Source organism: Variovorax sp. OK605, from assembly GCF_900115445.1.
In the GTDB taxonomy this organism is placed as follows: domain Bacteria; phylum Pseudomonadota; class Gammaproteobacteria; order Burkholderiales; family Burkholderiaceae_C; genus Variovorax.
Genome location: NZ_FOWL01000019.1, coordinates 1 through 18059, shown reverse-complemented (window position 1 = coordinate 18059; position 18059 = coordinate 1). Strand labels below are relative to the sequence as shown.

At 67.1% G+C, this 18059-nt stretch carries 22 protein-coding genes and 1 rRNA gene; 14 read left to right on the top strand and 9 right to left on the bottom strand.

Going from position 1 to position 18059, the window contains the following annotated elements; translation table 11 throughout:
- Positions 1–12 precede the first annotated feature (12 nt).
- Genes panB through BM013_RS33505 form a run of 4 tightly spaced genes read left to right on the top strand, consistent with a single transcriptional unit; the run spans position 13 to position 2843 of the window.
- Positions 13–927, top strand: coding sequence for a 3-methyl-2-oxobutanoate hydroxymethyltransferase (gene panB / locus BM013_RS33520; protein WP_093133245.1), 915 nt, complete (start codon positions 13–15; stop codon positions 925–927).
- 21 nt (positions 928–948) lie between these two features.
- The gene (panC, locus tag BM013_RS33515; RefSeq protein ID WP_093133243.1) at positions 949–1800 is read left to right on the top strand and encodes a pantoate--beta-alanine ligase; all 852 of its coding nucleotides are present in this window, start codon (positions 949–951) and stop codon (positions 1798–1800) included.
- Between the two features lie 7 nt (positions 1801–1807).
- Positions 1808–2446: a 7-carboxy-7-deazaguanine synthase gene (queE, locus tag BM013_RS33510; RefSeq protein WP_093133241.1), complete on the top strand. Its 639-nt coding sequence runs from the start codon at positions 1808–1810 to the stop codon at positions 2444–2446.
- A 34-nt stretch (positions 2447–2480) separates the two neighbouring features.
- Positions 2481–2843: a 6-pyruvoyl trahydropterin synthase family protein gene (locus BM013_RS33505; RefSeq protein ID WP_093133239.1), complete on the top strand. Its 363-nt coding sequence runs from the start codon at positions 2481–2483 to the stop codon at positions 2841–2843.
- A gap of 123 nt (positions 2844–2966) precedes the next feature.
- Here BM013_RS33505 and nadA read toward each other — a convergent pair whose 3' ends face one another.
- From nadA to BM013_RS33475, 6 genes are all read right to left on the bottom strand, one after another.
- The gene (nadA, locus tag BM013_RS33500) at positions 2967–4091 is read right to left on the bottom strand and encodes a quinolinate synthase NadA (protein WP_093133237.1); all 1125 of its coding nucleotides are present in this window, start codon (positions 4089–4091) and stop codon (positions 2967–2969) included.
- 26 nt (positions 4092–4117) lie between these two features.
- Positions 4118–4990, bottom strand: a complete 873-nt coding sequence (nadC, locus tag BM013_RS33495; protein ID WP_093133235.1) for a carboxylating nicotinate-nucleotide diphosphorylase — start codon at positions 4988–4990, stop codon at positions 4118–4120.
- Between the two features lie 23 nt (positions 4991–5013).
- Positions 5014–6057, bottom strand: a complete 1044-nt coding sequence (locus BM013_RS33490; protein ID WP_093133233.1) for an NAD(P)H-dependent glycerol-3-phosphate dehydrogenase — start codon at positions 6055–6057, stop codon at positions 5014–5016.
- Positions 6058–6081: 24 nt separating this feature from the next.
- Positions 6082–6546: a protein-export chaperone SecB gene (gene secB, locus BM013_RS33485; RefSeq protein WP_093133231.1), complete on the bottom strand. Its 465-nt coding sequence runs from the start codon at positions 6544–6546 to the stop codon at positions 6082–6084.
- Positions 6547–6673: 127 nt separating this feature from the next.
- Entirely contained in the window at positions 6674–6934 is a 261-nt protein-coding gene (gene grxC / locus BM013_RS33480; protein WP_093133229.1) for a glutaredoxin 3, read from the bottom strand.
- Between the two features lie 20 nt (positions 6935–6954).
- A complete protein-coding gene (locus tag BM013_RS33475) occupies positions 6955–7338 on the bottom strand; it encodes a rhodanese-like domain-containing protein (protein ID WP_371269123.1) in 384 nt (127 codons plus the stop codon).
- A gap of 105 nt (positions 7339–7443) precedes the next feature.
- Here BM013_RS33475 and gpmA point away from each other — a divergent pair, with 105 nt between their 5' ends.
- The 3 genes from gpmA to BM013_RS33460 all read left to right on the top strand — a co-directional run bounded on the left by gpmA (position 7444) and on the right by BM013_RS33460 (position 10503).
- The gene (gene gpmA, locus BM013_RS33470) at positions 7444–8187 is read left to right on the top strand and encodes a 2,3-diphosphoglycerate-dependent phosphoglycerate mutase (RefSeq protein ID WP_093133225.1); all 744 of its coding nucleotides are present in this window, start codon (positions 7444–7446) and stop codon (positions 8185–8187) included.
- 103 nt (positions 8188–8290) lie between these two features.
- Positions 8291–9733, top strand: coding sequence for a S41 family peptidase (locus BM013_RS33465; protein WP_093133494.1), 1443 nt, complete (start codon positions 8291–8293; stop codon positions 9731–9733).
- 11 nt (positions 9734–9744) lie between these two features.
- The gene (locus BM013_RS33460; protein ID WP_093133223.1) at positions 9745–10503 is read left to right on the top strand and encodes a HesA/MoeB/ThiF family protein; all 759 of its coding nucleotides are present in this window, start codon (positions 9745–9747) and stop codon (positions 10501–10503) included.
- 15 nt (positions 10504–10518) lie between these two features.
- Here BM013_RS33460 and BM013_RS33455 read toward each other — a convergent pair whose 3' ends face one another.
- On the bottom strand, positions 10519–12540 hold the full coding sequence (locus BM013_RS33455) for an AsmA family protein (RefSeq protein ID WP_093133221.1): 2022 nt from the start codon (positions 12538–12540) through the stop codon (positions 10519–10521).
- Between the two features lie 236 nt (positions 12541–12776).
- Between BM013_RS33455 and BM013_RS33450 the strand changes: the two genes are divergently transcribed.
- Complete coding sequence (locus BM013_RS33450) at positions 12777–13166, top strand: response regulator (RefSeq protein ID WP_093133491.1); 390 nt, start codon at positions 12777–12779, stop codon at positions 13164–13166.
- Between the two features lie 73 nt (positions 13167–13239).
- Here the strand turns inward: BM013_RS33450 and BM013_RS33445 are convergent, their stop codons facing one another.
- Positions 13240–13872 (bottom strand): response regulator, encoded by a 633-nt coding sequence (locus BM013_RS33445; RefSeq protein WP_007837167.1) that lies wholly within the window; start codon positions 13870–13872, stop codon positions 13240–13242.
- A gap of 107 nt (positions 13873–13979) precedes the next feature.
- Here BM013_RS33445 and BM013_RS33440 point away from each other — a divergent pair, with 107 nt between their 5' ends.
- The 6 genes from BM013_RS33440 to BM013_RS33415 all read left to right on the top strand — a co-directional run bounded on the left by BM013_RS33440 (position 13980) and on the right by BM013_RS33415 (position 17619).
- Positions 13980–15323 carry a CHASE3 domain-containing protein gene (locus tag BM013_RS33440; protein ID WP_371269106.1) on the top strand — a complete coding sequence of 448 codons (1344 nt, stop codon included), beginning with the start codon at positions 13980–13982 and terminating at the stop codon, positions 15321–15323.
- A gap of 230 nt (positions 15324–15553) precedes the next feature.
- The gene (locus tag BM013_RS33435; protein WP_093133218.1) at positions 15554–15718 is read left to right on the top strand and encodes a DUF1328 domain-containing protein; all 165 of its coding nucleotides are present in this window, start codon (positions 15554–15556) and stop codon (positions 15716–15718) included.
- 54 nt (positions 15719–15772) lie between these two features.
- Complete coding sequence (locus tag BM013_RS33430; RefSeq protein WP_093133217.1) at positions 15773–16147, top strand: hypothetical protein; 375 nt, start codon at positions 15773–15775, stop codon at positions 16145–16147.
- A gap of 38 nt (positions 16148–16185) precedes the next feature.
- Complete coding sequence (locus BM013_RS33425) at positions 16186–16569, top strand: phage holin family protein (RefSeq protein ID WP_093133215.1); 384 nt, start codon at positions 16186–16188, stop codon at positions 16567–16569.
- Positions 16570–16579: 10 nt separating this feature from the next.
- On the top strand, positions 16580–17062 hold the full coding sequence (locus BM013_RS33420; RefSeq protein WP_256221817.1) for a hypothetical protein: 483 nt from the start codon (positions 16580–16582) through the stop codon (positions 17060–17062).
- On the top strand, positions 17059–17619 hold the full coding sequence (locus tag BM013_RS33415; protein WP_093133210.1) for a ferritin-like domain-containing protein: 561 nt from the start codon (positions 17059–17061) through the stop codon (positions 17617–17619). Before BM013_RS33420 ends, BM013_RS33415 begins: the two co-directional genes overlap by 4 nt.
- Before the next feature lie 179 nt (positions 17620–17798).
- On the opposite strand, the gene rrf is transcribed toward BM013_RS33415, so the two are convergent.
- A 5S ribosomal RNA gene (gene rrf, locus BM013_RS33410) occupies positions 17799–17911 on the bottom strand.
- Positions 17912–18059 lie beyond the last annotated feature (148 nt).

Here is an 18059-nt window from a genome sequence, read left to right as displayed (position 1 = left end):
AGAAACCCAACCATGTCGAACACCCCGACCCCGACCCTGACCCCGACCCCGCCCTCCGAAACACCATCGGCCTCGCCCTACGGCACGCTGCCGCCGGTATCGCAGCCCGCGGCGCGCAAGCCCGTGAGCCTGCCGCGCCTGGCCGACATGCATGCGCGCGGCGAGAAGATCGCCATGCTCACGGCCTACGACGCCACCTTCGCGGCCATGGCCGACGCGGCCGGCATCGACTGCCTGCTGGTCGGCGACTCGCTCGGCATGGTCTGCCAGGGCCTGAACAGCACGGTGGGCGTGAGCCTGGAGGCCATGCGCTACCACACCGACAGCGTGTCGCGCGGCCTGCGCCGCGTGCAGGGCACGGCCTGGCTCATTGCCGACCTGCCCTTCGGCAGCTACCAGGAGTCGCGCGAGCAGGCGCTGCGCAGCGCCACGGTGCTGATGCAGGCCGGCGCGCACATGGTCAAGCTCGAAGGCGGCGGCTGGACCACCGACACGGTGCGCTTCCTGGTAGAGCGCGGCATTCCGGTGTGCGCCCACCTCGGCCTGACGCCGCAGACGGTGCACGCGCTGGGCGGCTACCGCGTGCAGGGCAAGGGCGACGAGGCCGGCGCGCTGCTCAGGCAGCAGGCCCGTGCGCTGCAGGACGCGGGCGCCGCCATGCTGGTGTTGGAGATGGTGCCGGCCGCGCTGGCCGCCGAGCTCACGGCCGAACTGAAACACTGCGCCACCATCGGCATCGGGGCCGGCCGGGCCACCGCCGGCCAGGTGCTGGTGTTGCACGACATGCTGGGCATCAACCTCGGGAAGATGCCGAGGTTCGTGCGCAACTTCATGGCCGATGCGCCGGGCGTGCTGCCCGCGCTGCAGGCCTATGTGCGGGCCGTCAAGGACGGCAGCTTTCCCGACGACCGGCTCCACGCCTGGTAAGGACCCAAGGAACCCACTCCCATGTACATCGCCACCACCATCGAAGAACTGCGCGGGCGCCTGTCCGCCAGCAAGCGCCCCGCCTTCGTGCCCACCATGGGCAACCTGCACGACGGCCACATCGCGCTCATCAGGCAGGCCCGGACGCTGGGCGACGCCACAGTCGCCAGCATCTTCGTGAACCGGCTGCAGTTCCTGCCGCACGAAGACTTTGACACCTACCCGCGCACCTGGGACAGCGACTGCGAGAAGCTGCGCGCGGCCGGCTGCGACGTGCTGTTCGCGCCCACCGAGAAAGTGCTCTACCCCGAGCCCCAGACCTGCAAGGTGCACCCCGACCCGGCGCTGGCCGACATGCTCGAAGGGCACTTCCGGCCCGGCTTCTTCATCGGCGTGTGCACGGTGGTGATGAAGCTCTTCCAGTGCGTGCAGCCGCGCGTGGCGGTGTTCGGCAAGAAGGACTACCAACAGCTCATGACGATCCGCCACATGGTGCGGCAGTTCGCGCTGCCCATCGAGATCGCCGGCAGCGAGACCTTCCGCGCCGACGACGGCCTGGCACTGTCGTCGCGCAACGGCTACCTGAGCAAGGAAGAGCGCGCCGAGGCGGTGCAGCTGTCGAAGGCACTCCGGGCCATGGCCGAGGCGGTGCGCGCGGGCGAGACCGACCTGGCCGCGATCGAGGCGCGGGCCATGCAGACGCTGGCGCAGCGCGGCTGGCAACCGGACTATCTGGTGCTGCGACGCCGCGCCGACCTGCGGGAACCCACGCCCGGCTCGCAGGGCGAGCCGCTCGTGGCACTGGCCGCCGCGCGCCTGGGCAGCACGCGGCTGATCGACAACCTGGAGATCGAGGCCGTGTCGGCCTCGTGAGCGTCTTATGAGCTACAGCGTCAAGGAAATCTTCTACACCCTGCAGGGCGAAGGCGGCCAGGCCGGCATGCCGGCGGTGTTCTGCCGCTTCGCCGGCTGCAACCTGTGGAGCGGCCGCGAGAGCGACCGCGACACCGCCGTCTGCCGTTTCTGCGACACCGATTTCGTCGGCACCGACGGCACGCTGGGCGGCAAGTTCAAGACCGCCGAGCTGCTGGCCGACACCATCGCCGCGCAATGGCCGGCGAGCGATGCCGACCACCGCCTGGTGGTGCTGACCGGTGGCGAGCCGCTGCTGCAGGTGGATGCGGCGCTGGTCGACGCGCTCCATGCGCGGCGCTTTCGCATTGCGGTCGAGAGCAACGGCACCATCGAGGCGCCCGAGGGCATCGACTGGCTGTGCATCAGCCCCAAGGCCGGCGCGCCGTGGGTGCAGCAGCGCGGCCAGGAGCTGAAGCTGGTGTGGCCGCAGACCGCGTTCGACCTGGACACGATGGCGCGCACCGGCGAGTTCACGCACCGTTTCCTGCAGCCGATGGACGGGCCCGACCGGCTGGCGAACACCGAGCTGTGCATTGCCGAATGCATGCGCCAGCCCGCATGGCGCCTGAGCGTGCAGACCCACAAGATCACCGGAATCCGCTGAGGCGGCTGACCTTTTTTCCCTGAGTTTCCTGAAGATGCGATTCACCATCAGCCAACGCTTTTTCTTCGACGCCGCCCACACGCTGAAGCGCGAGATCGAAGTCCAAGGCAGCCGCCGTATCCACGGCCACACCTACCACGCGGAGGTGTGGCTCACGGGCGAACGCGATCCCGAGACGGGCATGGTGATCGACCTGGGCTTGCTGCGCCGTCGCCTGGACGACGTGCGCGAGCAGCTCGACCATCACCTGCTGGACGACGTGCCGGGGCTGCACCCGCCGACGCTGGAGAACCTGTGCGTGTTCATTGCGGATGCGCTGCCGGATCTGCGGGAATCGCTGGCGCGGGTGCGGGTGTGGCGCGAGGCGCTGGGGGACAGCTGCACCGTGGAGTTCTGATCTTGCTCCCTCTCCCCTTGGGGAGAGGGCTGGGGTGAGGGAGAGCGGCGATCAGCGCTGCGCGATGTTGCGAGGCCCCTGCCCTCACCCTGACCCTCTCCCAGAGGGAGAGGGAACAACACCTCAGGCGGCGCCGATGCCTGCGACCAGCGTGCCCGGCGCCTGCCCGTTCTTCAACCCGGCCGTGAACGCCAGCATGCGGTCGATCGGCACGCGCGCCCGCACACCCAGCGCCGGGTCGACGTGGATCTCGCCCGCGCCGGTCTCCAGCGCGTTCGCCAGCTCCACCAGCCCGTTCATCGCCATCCACGGGCAATGCGCGCAGCTCTTGCAGGTGCCGCCGTTGCCGGCCGTGGGCGCTTCGATGAAGGTCTTGCCGGGGTTCAGCGTGCGCAGCTTGTGCAGCATGCCGGTGTCGGTGGCAACGATGAATTCGGTGGCGTCCATGCGCTGCGCGGCGTTCAGGATGGCCGAGGTGGAACCCACCGCGTGGGCCAGCGCAATGACGTCCGACGGCGACTCCGGGTGCACCAGCACCTTGGCCTTGGGGTGGTCTTTCATGAGCAGCTCGAGCTCGAGCGCCTTGAACTCGTCGTGCACGATGCAGGCGCCGTTCCAGCTCACCATGTCCGCGCCGGTCTGGCGCTGGATGTAGTCGCCCAGGTGGCGGTCGGGGCCCCAGAGGATCTTCTGCCCCGCCGCGTGCAGCGCGTTCACCACGTCGAGCGCGCAGCTCGAAGTGACGAGCCAGTCGGCGCGCGCCTTCACGGCCGCGCTGGTGTTGGCGTAGACCACCACGGTGCGGTCGGGGTGCTGGTCGCAGAAGGCGCTGAACTGCTCGACCGGGCAGCCCAGGTCGAGCGAGCAGTTCGCGTCGAGGTCGGGCATCAGCACGCGCTTTTCGGGCGACAGGATCTTCGAGGTCTCGCCCATGAAGCGTACGCCCGACACCACCAGCGTCTGCGCGGCATGGTCGCGGCCGAAGCGCGCCATTTCGAGCGAGTCGCTCACGATGCCGCCGGTCTCCTCGGCCAGGTCCTGCAGGTCGGGATGCACGTAGAAGTGCGACACCATCACCGCATTGCGTTCGCGCAGCAGGCGGCGGATGCGCTCTTTCAGCGCGGTGCGTTCGTCGGGTGACGGCTCGGGCGGCACGCGCGCCCAGGCGTGGCGGGTGTCGCAGACGGAGCCGGCCTGCGCGTCGGCGGGCTGTTCGTAGTCGACGTCGATGACGGAAGCGGTCGTCATGGGGGAAAGTTCTTCTTCTTTTTTTCTTACTGGAAGCGCATCGAGTAGTCGATGGCCTTCACGTCCTTGGTCAGCGCGCCGACCGAGATGCGATCGACACCGGTCTCGGCCAGGGCGCGCAGGCCGTCGAGCGTCACGCCGCCCGAGATCTCGAGCACGGCCTTGCGTTCGTCGCCTGCCGCGTCGTTGATGCGCACGGCTTCGCGCAGCGTGGGCAGGTCCATGTTGTCGAGCAGCACCATGCGCGCACCGGCCTCCAGCGCCTCGTGCAGCTGGGCCAGGGTTTCGACCTCGACCTCAACGAAGGCCGCCTGCGACGCCACCGGCGCCACGGCGCGCAGGGCGGCAGCGACGCCGCCGGCCGCGGCGATGTGGTTTTCCTTGATGAGCACCGCGTCGTACAGGCCGATGCGGTGGTTCAGGCCGCCGCCGGTGCGCACCGCGTACTTCTGCGCCAGGCGCAGGCCGGGAATGGTCTTGCGCGTGTCGACGATGCGCGCGCGCGTGCCGCGAACGGCGTCGGAATAAAGCGCGGTCTTGGTGGCCACCGCGCTGAGCAGCTGCAGGAAGTTGAGCGAGGTGCGCTCGGCCGTCAGCAGCGCGCGGGCGGCGCCTTCGATCTCGAGCACGGCCTGGTCGGCCGCGCAGCGCTCGCCTTCGGCGCAGAGCCACCGGATGCGCACGTTCGGGTCGAGCTGCCGCAGCGTGGCCTCGACCCAGGGCGCGCCGCACACCACGGCGGCTTCGCGCGCCAGCACACGGGCGCGGGCGGTGCGGTCGGCATCGACCAGCGATGCGGTGAGGTCGCCGTCGGCGACGTCTTCCTGCAGGGCGCGGGTGGCGTCGGACAGGGCCAGCGCGGCCACGGCCGACGCTGAAAAATCAAAGCGAAGGCTCATGGCGCTCTTTGTCTCTGTATTTCTTAAGGGGATTGACGAGGGGAAGCCGCCGCGGCGCCGGGCGGGACCGATTCCGGCACCGGGTCGCGGCCGGTCAGCGCGGCCACGGCGTCCTGCGGGCTCACGCGGCCGTCGAGCAGCGCGACCACGCCTTCGGCGATCGGCATCTCGATGCCGAGGCCGCGCGCGCGCTGCACCACGGTGCGGGCGCAGTACACGCCTTCGGCCACGTGGCCCAGCGAATCGACGGCCTGGGCCAGCGTGCGGCCCTGGGCCAGCAGCAGGCCGACCTTGCGGTTGCGCGACAGGTCGCCGGTGGAGGTCAGCACCAGGTCGCCCAGGCCCGAAAGGCCCATGAAGGTCTCGGCGCGGGCACCCAGCGCAAGGCCGAAGCGGGTCATTTCGGCCAGGCCGCGGGTGATGAGCGCCGCGCGGGCGTTCAGGCCCAGCGCCAGGCCGTCGCACAGGCCGGTGGCGATGGCGAGCACGTTCTTCACCGCGCCGCCCACTTCCACGCCCACGATGTCCTCGTTGGCGTAGACGCGCAGCGCGGGCCCGTGGAAGGCGTCGACCAGTGCGTCGCGCACGCTGGCGTGCGGGCTGGCGGCCACCAGCGCGGTCGGGCGCCCTTCGGCGACCTCTTGCGCGAAGCTGGGGCCGCTGAGCACGCCCGCTCTCAAATCGGGAGCAACCTGCGCCCATATCTCGTGGGCAAGCAGGCCGAAGGATGCGGGGGAGGTGTCGAGCGCGGGCTCGACGCCCTTGCACAGCCAGGCCACCTGCGCGGTGGTGCCGCGCAGTGCGACGAGCTGTTCGCGCAGGGCCGCCATGGGGGTGGCCACGATGACGAGGTCGGCACCGGCCTGCGCCAGGGCGATGTCGCCCGCGCGCACGGCAAGCGAGGCCGGCAGGGCCAGCCCGGGAAGGTAGCGGGTGTTTTCACGCGCGGCCGACATGGCGTCGGCCTGGGCGGCGTCGCGCGCCCAGAGCGTGACCTCGTGGCGGGCCGCCGCGTTGACTGCGACGGCCGTGCCCCAGGCACCGGCGCCATGAACGCAGATCTTCATCGGCGTTGGCGTCGTCGTGCCGGTTTACTGCGCGAGGGTCGGAGCGGCCTGGCCGGCGGCCTGCGCTTGCTGCTGTTCGTACATCGCCTGGAAGTTGATTTCGGCGAGGTGCACAGGCGGGAAGCCGCCGCGCTGGATCACGTCGGCCACGTTGCCGCGCAGGTAGGGGTACACGATTTGCGGGCAGGCGATGCCGAGGATGGCGCCCATCTGCTCTTCGGGCAGGTGGCGGATCTCGAAGATGCCGGCTTGCTTGGCTTCGACCAGGAACACCGTCTTGTCCTGGATCTTGGTCTGCACAGTGGCCGACACGGTGATCTCGAAGATGCCTTCAGCGACTGGCTGGGCGTCCACGCCGAGCTGGATGTCGACGGTGGGCTGCTCTTGTTCCAGCAGGATCGCGGGCGAATTGGGCTGCTCGAGCGACAGGTCCTTGAGGTAGACGCGCTGGATCTGGAAAACGGGATCTTGGGCTTGCTGGTCGGCCATGGCTGAACTTTCGAGGATCAAAACAATGCCCGCCGGGGAGAGGTTCCCGCAGCGGGCTGCAGATGGAAGAGCTGAAGATTATCGCCCGGCGACCGGACCACTCCCGTGACGCCGGTTGCTTTGTGTTTCAGGCGGCCTGCAGCAGCGGGACGAGGCCGCCGCGGCCGTCCAGCGCGATCAGGTCGTCGCAGCCGCCGACGTGCGTGTCGCCGATGAATATCTGCGGCACCGTGCGGCGCTGGGTGATCTCCATCATCGCGGCGCGCGCTTGCGGGTCGCTGTCGATGCGGATCTCTTCGATCTGCTCGACACCCTTGGACTTCAGGATCTGCTTTGCACGGGTGCAGTACGGGCAGACGGCGGTGGTGTACATCTTGACGGCTTGCATGCTCTCTACCTTGGGAAGACTCAGGCTTTTTCAACCGGCAGGTTAGCGTCTTTCCAGGCCTTGAGTCCGCCGGCCACGGCTTGGGCCTGCTCGTAACCGAGCTTCTTGGCAGTGGCCACGGCGCGCTGGGCGCGCGCGCCAGTGGCGCAGACCAGCAGCAGCGGCACGTTCTTGTTCTTCACGGTGGTGGCCAGCTTTTCCTCGAGCAGGGCCAGCGGCACGTTCTTCGCGCCGATCATGTGGCCGGTGGCGAACTCCTCGGGTTCGCGCACGTCGACCAGCACCGCGCGCTCGCGGTTGATGAGCTGCACGGCACCCTGGGCCGTGAGCGTTCCGCCGCTCGCCCCCCGCACCAGCGGCCAGGCCAGCATGGCTCCCGAGCTGAGCGCGATCAGGATCAGCATCCAGTTCGCGGTGACGAATTCGATCAATTTCACGGGGGTTCCTTGAATGGCAAACCGGGGATTTTAGAATGCGAGGTTTCGCAAGCGCAGCCAAAGGCCTCCCTCATGCACAAACTGGTACTGATCCGTCACGGCGAATCCACCTGGAATCTCGAAAACCGCTTCACTGGATGGACCGATGTCGACCTGACCGAGACCGGCGTGGAGCAGGCCAAGCAGGCCGGCCGGCTGCTCAAGGCCGAGGGCTACGACTTCGACGTCGCCTACACGAGCGTGCTCAAGCGCGCCACCCGCACCCTGTGGCACACGCTCGACGAACTCGACCGCACCTGGCTGCCGGTGGTGCACTCGTGGCGCCTGAACGAACGCCACTACGGTGGCCTGCAGGGCCTGAACAAGGCCGAGACCGCCAAGAAGTACGGCGACGAGCAGGTGCTGGTGTGGCGCCGCAGCTACGGCACCCCGCCCCCGCCGCTGGAAGCGGACGACCCGCGCAGCGAGCGCGGCGACGTGCGCTACGCCAAGCTGGCGCCCGAGCAGATCCCGCTGACCGAATGCCTGAAGGACACGGTCGCGCGCGTGCTGCCGTTCTGGAACGAATCGATGGCACCGGCCATCCGCACCGGGCGCCGCCTGGTGGTGGCGGCCCACGGCAACTCGATCCGCGCGCTGGTGAAGTATCTGGACGGCATCTCGGACGACGCCATCGTCGGGTTGAACATCCCGAACGGCATTCCGCTGGTCTACGAGCTCGACGACGACCTGAAGCCCCTGCGCCACTACTACCTCGGCGATGCCGCGGCTGCCGAACAGGCCGCCGCCGCGGTGGCTTCGCAAGGTAAAGGCTGAAGAAACCCCTTTCTGCCGGCCACTTCGTGGAACCCCGGCAGGCAAATTGCTTCCAAGCTGTGTATATTGGTTCGACAGCCGCCGACAAGGACAAGCACTCATGATGGGCCAGAAATTGAAGATCACCGGCTGGGTCGCCGCCGGCGCCGTTGCAGGCGTCCTGACCACCGTTTCACTGCAGACAGTCGCACGCGGCTCGCTTGCGCCCCTGCCACTCGAGGAATTGCAGCAGCTCGCTGCCGTCTTCGGCATGGTCAAGAGCGACTACGTCGAGCCGGTCGACGAGAAAAAACTCATCTCCGACGCGATTTCCGGCATGGTTGCCGGCCTCGACCCGCATTCCCAGTACTTCGACAAGAAGTCCTTCAAGGAATTCCGGGAAGGCACCACCGGCCGGTTCGTCGGCGTGGGCATCGAGATTTCGCAGGAAGACGGCCTGATCAAGGTCGTCTCGCCCATCGAAGGCTCCCCGGCGTTCCGCGCCGGCCTGAAGCCCAATGACCTGATCACCAAGATCGACGACACCGCCGTGCGCGGCCTGTCGCTGAACGAGGCGGTCAAGCGCATGCGCGGCGAAGCCAACACCAAGGTGCTGCTGACCATCTTCCGCAAGGACGAGAGCCGCACCTTCCCCGTGACGATCACGCGCGAAGAGATCCGCACGCAGTCGGTACGCGGCAAGATGATCGAGCCGGGCTACGGCTGGATCCGCCTGTCGCAGTTCCAGGAACGCACCGTCGACGACTTCGTGAAGAAGATCGACGAGCTGTACAAGGAAGACCCGAACCTGAAGGGCCTGGTGCTCGACCTGCGCAACGACCCGGGCGGCCTGCTCGACGCGGCGGTGGCGGTGTCGTCGGCCTTCCTGCCGGAGAACGTCACGGTGGTCACCACCGACGGCCAACTGGCCGAAAGCAAGTCGGTCTACAAGGCGGCGCCGGAGTTCTACCAGCGCCGTTCGGGCAGCGACCCGCTGCGCAGCCTGCCTGCCGCGCTGAAGAACGTGCCGCTGGTGGTGCTGGTGAACGAAGGCTCGGCCTCGGCCAGCGAAATCGTGGCCGGCGCACTGCAGGACCACAAGCGCGCCACCATCATGGGCAGCCAGACCTTCGGCAAGGGCTCGGTGCAGACGGTGCGCCCGCTCGGCCCCGACACCGGCCTGAAGATCACCACGGCGCGCTACTACACGCCGAGCGGCACCTCGATCCAGGCCAAGGGCATCGTGCCCAACGTGCTGGTCGACGAAAGCGCCGAAGGCAGCCCGTTCGCCGCCCTGCGCATGCGCGAGGCCGACCTCGAGAAGCACCTGGCCAGCGGCCAGGGCCCCGAAGTCAAGGACCCGGAACGCGAAAAGGCCCGCGACGAAGCCCGCAAGCGCCTCGAGGAAGAAGCCAAGAAGCCGCCGCAGGACCGCAAGACACCCGAGTTCGGCACCGACAAGGACTTCCCGCTGGTGCAGGCGCTCAACCGCCTGAAGGGCCAGCCCGTGCTGGTCAGCAAGACTCAGGTGATCGTCGAGAACAAGGAAGAGAAGAAGGAAAACTGATCCGGTGGCGCATGGAAGATAGCGAGCTGCTGCGCTACTCGCGCCACATCCTTCTGGAGGAATTCGGCATCGACGGGCAGGAGCGCGTCAGTGCCGGACGGGTTCTCGTCATCGGCGCCGGCGGGCTGGGCTCGCCGGTGGCCTTGTACCTCGCGGCAGCGGGGGTCGGCCACATCACGCTGGTCGACGACGACGAGGTCGATCTCACCAACCTCCAGCGCCAGGTCGCCCACACGCAAGCGCGCGTCGGGCTGGCCAAGGTCGAGTCCGCCGCGCAGGCCATGCGCGACATCAATCCCCAGATTTCCGTCGAGACCCACGCCGTGCGCGCGGACGAGGCGCTGCTGTCGCGCCTGGTCGCCGCGGCCGATGTGGTGGTCGACTGCTGCGACAACTTCGTTACCCGCCAGGCGGTGAACCAGGCCTGCGTGGCGCATGCCAGGCCGCTGGTGGCGGGCGCGGCGATCCGCTTCGACGGGCAACTGAGCGTGTACGACACGCGCGATGCGGCCTCCCCCTGCTACGCCTGCCTGTTCCCGCCCGACGCGGACTTCGAGGAAACGCGTTGCGCGGTGCTGGGCGTGTTCGGCCCCGTGGTGGGCACCATCGGCACGCTGCAGGCCAGCGAGGCGCTCAAGCTGCTGGCCGGCATCGGCCCGTCGCTGGCAGGCAAGCTGCTGATGTTCGACGGGCGCAGCACCTCGTTCGACACGCTGCGCGTGGCGCGCGACCCGCACTGCAGCGTCTGCGCGCAACGCCCGGGCGTCTGAAGTTTCTCAAGCTTCTCAAGGCTGCTTCGCACCCTTGGCACGGGCGGCGCCGTTGGCCGCCGCGCCGGCCGTGGGCCTGTTCGCGTCCGACAGCACGCCCTTGCAATCGGCGTCCGCACCCGGGCCGTTCTCGATGGTCGCGGCCAAAGCCAGCAGCGGATTGATGGCACCCAGCGCCAGCGCCGCCAGGCCGCGTTCGGCCAAGGGTCCAATCTGCACGCCGCCCTTCGGCGCGCCGAAGGTGCCGCTCACCACCAGCGGCGTGCGGATCGACAGGATGTTCTTGCTCTTGGGCTCCGGGCGGACCACGAAGTCCAGCGACTCGGTGGCGAGGTTGGCCTGCCCAGTGGCCGTGAACAGCGCGTTGGTGGTGTCCAACACCAGCGTGCGCCCGGTCATCAGGCCCTTGTTGACGTCGAAGGCGATGGCCGCGCAACGCAACTCGACGTTGCGGTCGCCGCGCAGCAGGAACTTGATGATGTCGCCGCCCACCAGCGTCGCGAACACCGGCAGCAGGTTGCCGAACTGCCCGCGCCCCGAAATGATCGCCACGTCGCCCGACACGCCGCCCAGCCAGTTGGCCACGGTGCTGCCCGAGCCCGACAGGTTGATGCGGCCGTCCAGCCGCCCCACGCTGTTGCCCGTGGTCTCCAGCTTCGGGATGAGGCGGGCCAGCTTCATGGCGCGCACGTCGAGCGAGGCGCGGATGTCCGCCGGATTCTTCGAGGCATCGATGCGGATCGCGCCGCCCAGCTTGCCACCCGCCACGCCCAGGTCGAGCGGATCGAGCGTGAGCACGCCGTTGTCGAGCTTGACCTGCACGCTGCCGCTGTCCAACGGGATGTCGCGCACGTTCTGGATCTTGTCGGCCGTGTATTTGACGTCGGCGTTCATGGCGCGCAGGCGCTCGAAGTCCAGCGGTGCGGTGGGCAGCACCTTGCCGCCCGGGCGCTTGACCTGCGTGACGGTCGGCGGCGGCGCCACGCCCTCGATGGTGTTGGCCGTGCGCGCCGTGGGCGGCAGGCCGATCAGCGGACCGAGGTCGTCCATGTCCATGACCCGTGACCGCAGCTTGCCCGCGAGGTGCGGCAGCTTGCCGGCCTGGTCGAATTTCATGTCGCCGGAAATATCGGAGAGGCCCAGCTTGCCCTTCAGGCCATTGGCCTCCCAGAGCTTGCCGCGCTTGCCCAGCTTGCCGCTCAGCGCGTAGGGCGAGGTCTGCGGCAGCGCGATGCCCAGCAGCGGGAACAGCGCGCCCAGGGTCTGGCCCTTGATCTCGAAGGTGGCGTCGATGCCGTCGAGGTCCGACAGCGCGGCCACGGTGCCGGCGGCCTTGAGCTTGGTCTGGCCGGCGGCGGCGTTGATCTCCATCGGGAACGGTGGCGCGCCCTTGGCGTTGATCTGCAGCACGTTGCCCGCGCGCCCGCTGGCGGTCAGCGGCTGACCCTTGTAGCGGCCCTTCATGCGGTAGTCGAGCGGCATCTCGCCGCGGCCGGTGTCGTAGCTCAGGTCGGCATGGATGTCGACGCCCAGGTGCTTGGCGAGGAAGTCGACCGCCCCGGTGTCGATCTCGATCAGGCCGATGTCGGGCACCGTTCCGGAGTCGGAGGTGTCCTTGCCCAGCGCCCAGGTGCGGCGGCCGTCGGCTTCCATCTGCAAGCCCACCGTGGGCGAGACCAGCGCCAGGTGCGGGATCACGATCTTGCTGGCGATCAGTGGCCAGATGCGGATGTCGAACTCGGCGCGGTCGGCCTTCACCAAGTACGGGTCGCGTGCCCAGGAAGGGTTGGCGAATTCGATGCCGTCGAATTTCACGGTGGCCTGCCGCCAGCCGAGGCCGACGTCCAGCCTGCGCGTGATCTCGAACTTGCGCCCGGTCTTCTCGCTGACGTAGCGGTTCAGCGGCTCGCGAAGCACGTCCCAGGGGAAAAAGATCAGCCCGATGACCAATGCCGCGAACAGCAGCACCACCGCTGCCAGGAGCTTCTGCCATAGCGGCCAGGCGCCTGGCCGGGTGCGGAGAGTGTTCGTTGCCATGGTGTCCTTGTTAACCGTTCAATCACTTGCACCGAGTCGGCGATGCACCGCACAAACCGTGAGGCATTGCCTACGGAAGTCGCTTTGCAAGGGCATGCGTCGGAACCCGCCTACAACATGCGGCCCACGAAGATTGCATGATGCGCAACAGGAAGGCCTCAATGTCCATGTGCAGGCATTTCCATGCGGGGACGCTGCGAATGCACCTGCCAACGACAGAGGAAGCGCGGTTCGGCATGGATTCCAGATTGCAGACATACGTCGTCGAAGACAACCTCACGATCCGTGAAAACCTCATTGGCACTCTGGAAGAGCTCACCTGTACCACGGTCGTCGGTTTCGCCGAGACCGAGAACGTCGCTCGCGCATGGCTCGGCGACCACGGTGGCGAGTGGGACCTGGTCATCGTCGACCTGTTTCTCAAGCAGGGCAGCGGGCTGGGCATTCTCCAGGCCTGCCAGGAGCGCAAGCCGGCACAGAAGGTGGTGGTGCTCAGCAACTATGCGACACCGGACATCCGCCGCCGCTGCGCCGAGTTCGGGGTTGACGCGGTGTTCGACAAGTCGAACGAAATCGACGCGCTGGTCGACTTCTGCCTCGTGCAGGCCAGGGCATTGCGCTCCTGACCCGAGGCGATGGCTGCCGGCCGGGGAAGAGGCCGCACCGGGCCTCTCCCCTGCCCCTGCCGCCCGGCCGATCTCAATCGATCAGCTTGTTCTTCAGCGCGTAGTACGTCAGGTCGCTGTTGGAGGACAGGTTCATCTTCTCCATCAGGCGCGTGCGATAGGTGCTCACGGTCTTCACGGACAGCGACAGCGTCTTGGCGATGTCGCCGGCGGTCTCGCCCTTGGCCAGCTTCAGGAACACCTGGAATTCGCGCTCCGAGAGCTGCTCGTGCGGTGCGGCGTCGTCCTTGCGGTCGAGCTGGCGGGCCAGCAGTTCGGCCACGGCGGGCGTGATGTAGCGCCGGCCCAGCGAGATGGTGCGGATGGCGTTGACGATCTCGATCGGATCGCATTCCTTGTTGAGGTAGCCGCTCGCGCCCTGACGGATCAGGTTCATCGCGTAGTGCTCTTCCGGATAGCCGCTCAGGATCAGGATGCCCACGTCCGGCGCCTTGGCGCGGATCATGGCGAGCGCGTCGATACCGCTTTGCCCGGGCATCGAAAGGTCCATGACCAGCACGTCCAGCTCCGTGGTGCGCACCAGTTCGATGGCTTCGCGCCCGCTGGCAGCTTCACCCGCCACGCGCAGGTCCACGTGCTCGGAGAAGAACTGCCGGAGGCCCGATCGCACGATGGCGTGGTCGTCCACAATTCCAATTTTGATCATCTGTTACTTTCGTCGTTGTGTTGCGGACATGCGGGTCGCAACATGCCGGGTCCCTGAATGTTGTCAATTATTCACGATCTTGCACAGCAAGCATCCTTGAAAGTTTCATGCACTGGTTAGCACCTCCAAAAATGGCCGTGAGCCTGCTGCTCGCGGCACTGGCCGCGCTGGCGCTGGTCGGCATCAACGAGGCCGGCTACCGGCAGTCCAGCCGCGCCCTGGCCGACATCGACGAGGCACAGCAGGTTCGCGGTGCGCTCAACCAGATCCTGCAGAACATGCTGGACGCCGAGACCGGACAGCGAGGCTACCTGCTGACCGGCGAGGTCAGCTACAGGCAACCCTACGACGACGCGGTCAAGCAGGTCGACGGCCATCTGGCCACGCTGCGCCGGCTGTATATCGGTCGCCCCGCCGAACTCACGCAACTGGCCGAGCTGTCGAAGCACGTGCTGCGCAAGGTGGCCGAGATGGACATGAGCGTGCGGCTGCGCCAGGACGGCAAGGAAGACGCCTGGAAGTTCGTGATCACCACCGACGTAGGCCGCGAGGAGATGGACGCCATCCGCTCGACCGCGGGCGAGCTGGTGAAGATCAGCAACACCACGCTGCACGAGAGCCAGGGGCAGGTGCTGCATTCGCTGCAACTGGCGCGCGTGGGCACCGCCATCGTCGCGCTGGCGGCGCTGATCGCCTTCTTCCTGTACCTGCGCCAGACGCACGCGCTGCGCTCGGTCGGCGAACGCCAGCAGGAGACGCTGCAGCGCGAACGCAATGCGCTCGAAGACGAGGTGCGCGAGCGCACCGCCTCGCTGGCCGAGCTGGCCACCCACCTGCAGGACGTGCGCGAAACCGAGCGCGGCTACCTCGCGCGCGAACTGCACGACGAACTGGGCTCGCTGCTGACTGCGGCCAAGCTCGATGTGGCGCGCCTGAAGTCGCGGCTGGCCGACGCGCCCGACGCGATCCAGCGGCTGCAGCACTTGACCGAGCTGCTGAACAGCGGCATCGCGCTGAAGCGCCGCATCATCGAGGACCTGCGGCCGTCGTCGTTGTCGAACCTGGGGCTGGTGGCGTCGCTGGAGATCCTGGGCCGCGAGTTCGCCGAGCGCTCGGGCCTGCAGATCGAGATGGCGCTGGAACCGGTGACCATGGACGAATCGCGCCAGCTCACCATCTACCGCATGGTGCAGGAGAGCCTGACCAACATCGGCAAGTACGCCGAAGCGAGCGAAGCCACCATCGTGATGAAGAACTACGAGAACCACGTGATCGTGGAAGTGGCGGACAACGGCAAGGGCTTCGACACGCAGCGCATGCGGCCGTCCACGCACGGCCTGGCGGGCATGCGCCACCGGGTGGAGGCGGCGCGCGGCAAGCTCACGGTGGCGTCCACGCCCGGCAAGGGCACGCGCCTGAGTGCGATGCTGCCGGTGGTCAAGCCGGCCTGATCGCTTGCCTGTCGCGGCCCCGCAGCCCCTGTCGCCAAGGGTCGCGGCACTTCTGCACACCCTGGTGCCGGGTGACTCGGCCATCTCCTACGCACCCCGCGCCCGACCGCTGACAGGTCCCATGCAGGCCCCCATTTAAGGTTGCACCTGTGCCATCCGGTTCTCCCCGCAAGGGGTGGCGGAAGGGCCTTTTCTTCACCACAACGAGGGCAGCCTCGAAGGAGATCCGCATGTTGCATTACGCAGTGGTGTTCCTGGTCATTGCGCTGATCGCCGCGTTGCTCGGCTTCAGCGGCATCGCCGCCAGCGCGGTGGGCATCGCCAAGATCCTTTTCGTGATCTTCGCCATCCTTGCGATTGCCAGCTTCCTTGCCGGCTTGCTACGACGCAAGTAGCGTCGTTACGATCAACAGGCTCCCGCATTTCATCTTCCCGTAAAGGACTTTCACATGAACACGACCAAGACCCCTTCGCAACTCGCCGACGAGGCACGCCAGACCGCCAACGAAGCAGTCGAATCCACGCGCGCCTATGCACAGAACGCGGTGAATGCGGCGGGCGAAAAGGTCCGCGAACTGCGCCGTGACGCAGAACCGGCCGTCGAACAACTGGCCGCCCGCGTGCAGCAAGCTGTTCAGCGCGGCCTGGACGCAGCATCGACCACCAGCGCACGCGCGCAACGCCGCCTCGAGGCCGCCGCAGACGTGACGGGCCGCTACATCTCCGACCAACCGGTGCGCTCGGTGCTCATCGCGGCCGCTGCCGGCGCTGCCATCACCGCGCTCATCGTGCTGGCCAGCCGCCGCAGCCGGGACGACTACTGATCCGCTGAGTTCCTGTTGTTCCACCGATTCCCGGCACCATGCTTCATCCGATTTTTTCCACGGTGCTCGGGCATCCGGAACTCGTCGCTGACCACTTAGCCAATTACGCCGCTCTCGTCCGCCAGGAAACTGCGCATGCGGGGCGCGGCATTGTTGCCCGCATCGTCGCGGGCGTGCTGGCGGCAGCGAGCGCCATGCTGGCCCTGGGCCTCATCGGCGTGGCCGTGCTGCTCGGTGTGCTGCACGGCAGCTTTCACTGGGTGCTGGTGATCGTGCCTGGCGTTGCCGTGGTGATCGCGGCAATCTGCGCTTGGTACGCCGCGCGCCCGAATGTCGCTCACGGTTTCGACGACCTGCGTGCGCAACTCGACGCGGACCTCCAAGCCTTGCACGAAGCCGGAGGTCACCATGGTCAGCGCTGAGCGGGCGCCTATGACCCCACAGCAGCGCCTGTCTCTTTCTCGTCGGGCGCTGGTGCGACAGCTTCACGGCGGCGCGGACGACCGCGAGTACGCACGCCAAGCTGCGGCGGACCCGTCCTCTTACGACGAGAGCGACGACGATCTGGAATATGCCCACGATTCTTCGGACGCAATCCCGCGCCGGCGCCAAGGCAGCGGGAACGTTTGGCTCTCCGTCGGCCGCAATGTGGTGGAACGCTGGTGGCAGCGCCATCCCGCGCACGCGGCCGGGCAGTTGGCTCGTCCGCTGCTCGAGCGCTACGCGCGCAAGGAGCCAGCCAAGCTCATGGCGATCGCCGCGGCCACCGGGGCGGTGGTGGTGCTCGTCAAGCCGTGGCGCCTGTTGTCGGCCACGGCCGTGCTGGCAGCGGTGCTCAAGACATCCGACGTGGCAGACATCGTCACTACGTTGATGCAGAAGACCTCCAGTCCCCCACGAAAGGACCCACCATGAAAGCCGATGTTTCTTCTTCCAAGGCAACCCAGGAGCACAAGCACTTGGTGCTCGACCAGAGCGGCCTGGATGCCGCCCGCAACAGCCTCGACGAAGGCGCCGTCACGCCGAGCTACGGCCCCTGGCGCGACGACGTGGTCAAGCTGCTGAACGACGCGCTGGCGACCGAGCTGGTCTGCGTGCTGCGCTACAAGCGCCACTACTTCACTGCCAACGGTGTGGAGTCACCCGCCATTGCGGACGAATTCCTGGTGCATGCCAATGAAGAGTCGGGGCACGCCGACCGCATTGCCGAACGCATCGTGCAGCTGGGTGGTGAGCCCGACTTTGCGCCTTCGCACCTGCAGGAGCGCAGCCACGCTTCCTATGACGAATCGACCGACCTGCAGGCGATGGTCCGCGCCAACCTCATCGCGGAGCGCATTGCAGTGGAGTCGTACCGCCAGATGATCTCGCTGATCGGCGACAAGGATCCGACCACCCGCCGCATGCTCGAGGACATCCTTGCTGATGAAGAGGAACATGCGGATGAGCTCAAGGATTGGCTTGGGCACTGATATTTAGCCGGTTGCTCCAAACTAAAAAAGCCCGATGGATGGTCCATCGGGCTTTTTTATTGGTTGTGCGGTTTGGTTATTGGCCTGTCGCCATTTCCAATGCACTTCTATTTTCGCTTCCGTACCCGCAAAGCAAAAAACCCCAGTCAATGCTGACTGGGGTTTTCTGGGCTGTAAGAGCCTGACGATGACCTACTTTCACACGGGAACCCGCACTATCATCGGCGCTGAGTCGTTTCACTGTCCTGTTCGGGATGGGAAGGAGTGGTACCAACTCGCTATGGTCATCAGGCATAAAGGGTTGTCTGACTGATCAAGTGATCAATCAAACGAATTCATAGAGTTTGGAATCAGCTTTTGGCGAATTATTTTGAATGCGTCAACTTGGCATAACACCTTGATCAGACTGATCAAAGTTATAGGGTCAAGCCGCACGAGCA

Coding starts and splice junctions, on each gene's coding strand:
- gpmA (WP_093133225.1), top strand. CDS start 7,444: ATGCACAAACTGGTACTGATCCGTCACGGCGAATCCACCTGGAATCTC.
- BM013_RS33465 (WP_093133494.1), top strand. CDS start 8,291: ATGGGCCAGAAATTGAAGATCACCGGCTGGGTCGCCGCCGGCGCCGTT.
- BM013_RS33460 (WP_093133223.1), top strand. CDS start 9,745: ATGGAAGATAGCGAGCTGCTGCGCTACTCGCGCCACATCCTTCTGGAG.
- panB (WP_093133245.1), top strand. CDS start 13: ATGTCGAACACCCCGACCCCGACCCTGACCCCGACCCCGCCCTCCGAA.
- grxC (WP_093133229.1), bottom strand. CDS start 6,934: ATGCAAGCCGTCAAGATGTACACCACCGCCGTCTGCCCGTACTGCACC.
- BM013_RS33420 (WP_256221817.1), top strand. CDS start 16,580: ATGACCCCACAGCAGCGCCTGTCTCTTTCTCGTCGGGCGCTGGTGCGA.
- BM013_RS33455 (WP_093133221.1), bottom strand. CDS start 12,540: ATGGCAACGAACACTCTCCGCACCCGGCCAGGCGCCTGGCCGCTATGG.
- BM013_RS33505 (WP_093133239.1), top strand. CDS start 2,481: ATGCGATTCACCATCAGCCAACGCTTTTTCTTCGACGCCGCCCACACG.
- BM013_RS33435 (WP_093133218.1), top strand. CDS start 15,554: ATGTTGCATTACGCAGTGGTGTTCCTGGTCATTGCGCTGATCGCCGCG.
- BM013_RS33445 (WP_007837167.1), bottom strand. CDS start 13,872: ATGATCAAAATTGGAATTGTGGACGACCACGCCATCGTGCGATCGGGC.
- BM013_RS33450 (WP_093133491.1), top strand. CDS start 12,777: ATGGATTCCAGATTGCAGACATACGTCGTCGAAGACAACCTCACGATC.
- BM013_RS33475 (WP_371269123.1), bottom strand. CDS start 7,338: ATGCTGATCCTGATCGCGCTCAGCTCGGGAGCCATGCTGGCCTGGCCG.
- BM013_RS33440 (WP_371269106.1), top strand. CDS start 13,980: ATGCACTGGTTAGCACCTCCAAAAATGGCCGTGAGCCTGCTGCTCGCG.
- nadA (WP_093133237.1), bottom strand. CDS start 4,091: ATGACGACCGCTTCCGTCATCGACGTCGACTACGAACAGCCCGCCGAC.
- secB (WP_093133231.1), bottom strand. CDS start 6,546: ATGGCCGACCAGCAAGCCCAAGATCCCGTTTTCCAGATCCAGCGCGTC.
- BM013_RS33430 (WP_093133217.1), top strand. CDS start 15,773: ATGAACACGACCAAGACCCCTTCGCAACTCGCCGACGAGGCACGCCAG.
- panC (WP_093133243.1), top strand. CDS start 949: ATGTACATCGCCACCACCATCGAAGAACTGCGCGGGCGCCTGTCCGCC.
- BM013_RS33425 (WP_093133215.1), top strand. CDS start 16,186: ATGCTTCATCCGATTTTTTCCACGGTGCTCGGGCATCCGGAACTCGTC.
- queE (WP_093133241.1), top strand. CDS start 1,808: ATGAGCTACAGCGTCAAGGAAATCTTCTACACCCTGCAGGGCGAAGGC.
- BM013_RS33415 (WP_093133210.1), top strand. CDS start 17,059: ATGAAAGCCGATGTTTCTTCTTCCAAGGCAACCCAGGAGCACAAGCAC.
- nadC (WP_093133235.1), bottom strand. CDS start 4,990: ATGAGCCTTCGCTTTGATTTTTCAGCGTCGGCCGTGGCCGCGCTGGCC.
- BM013_RS33490 (WP_093133233.1), bottom strand. CDS start 6,057: ATGAAGATCTGCGTTCATGGCGCCGGTGCCTGGGGCACGGCCGTCGCA.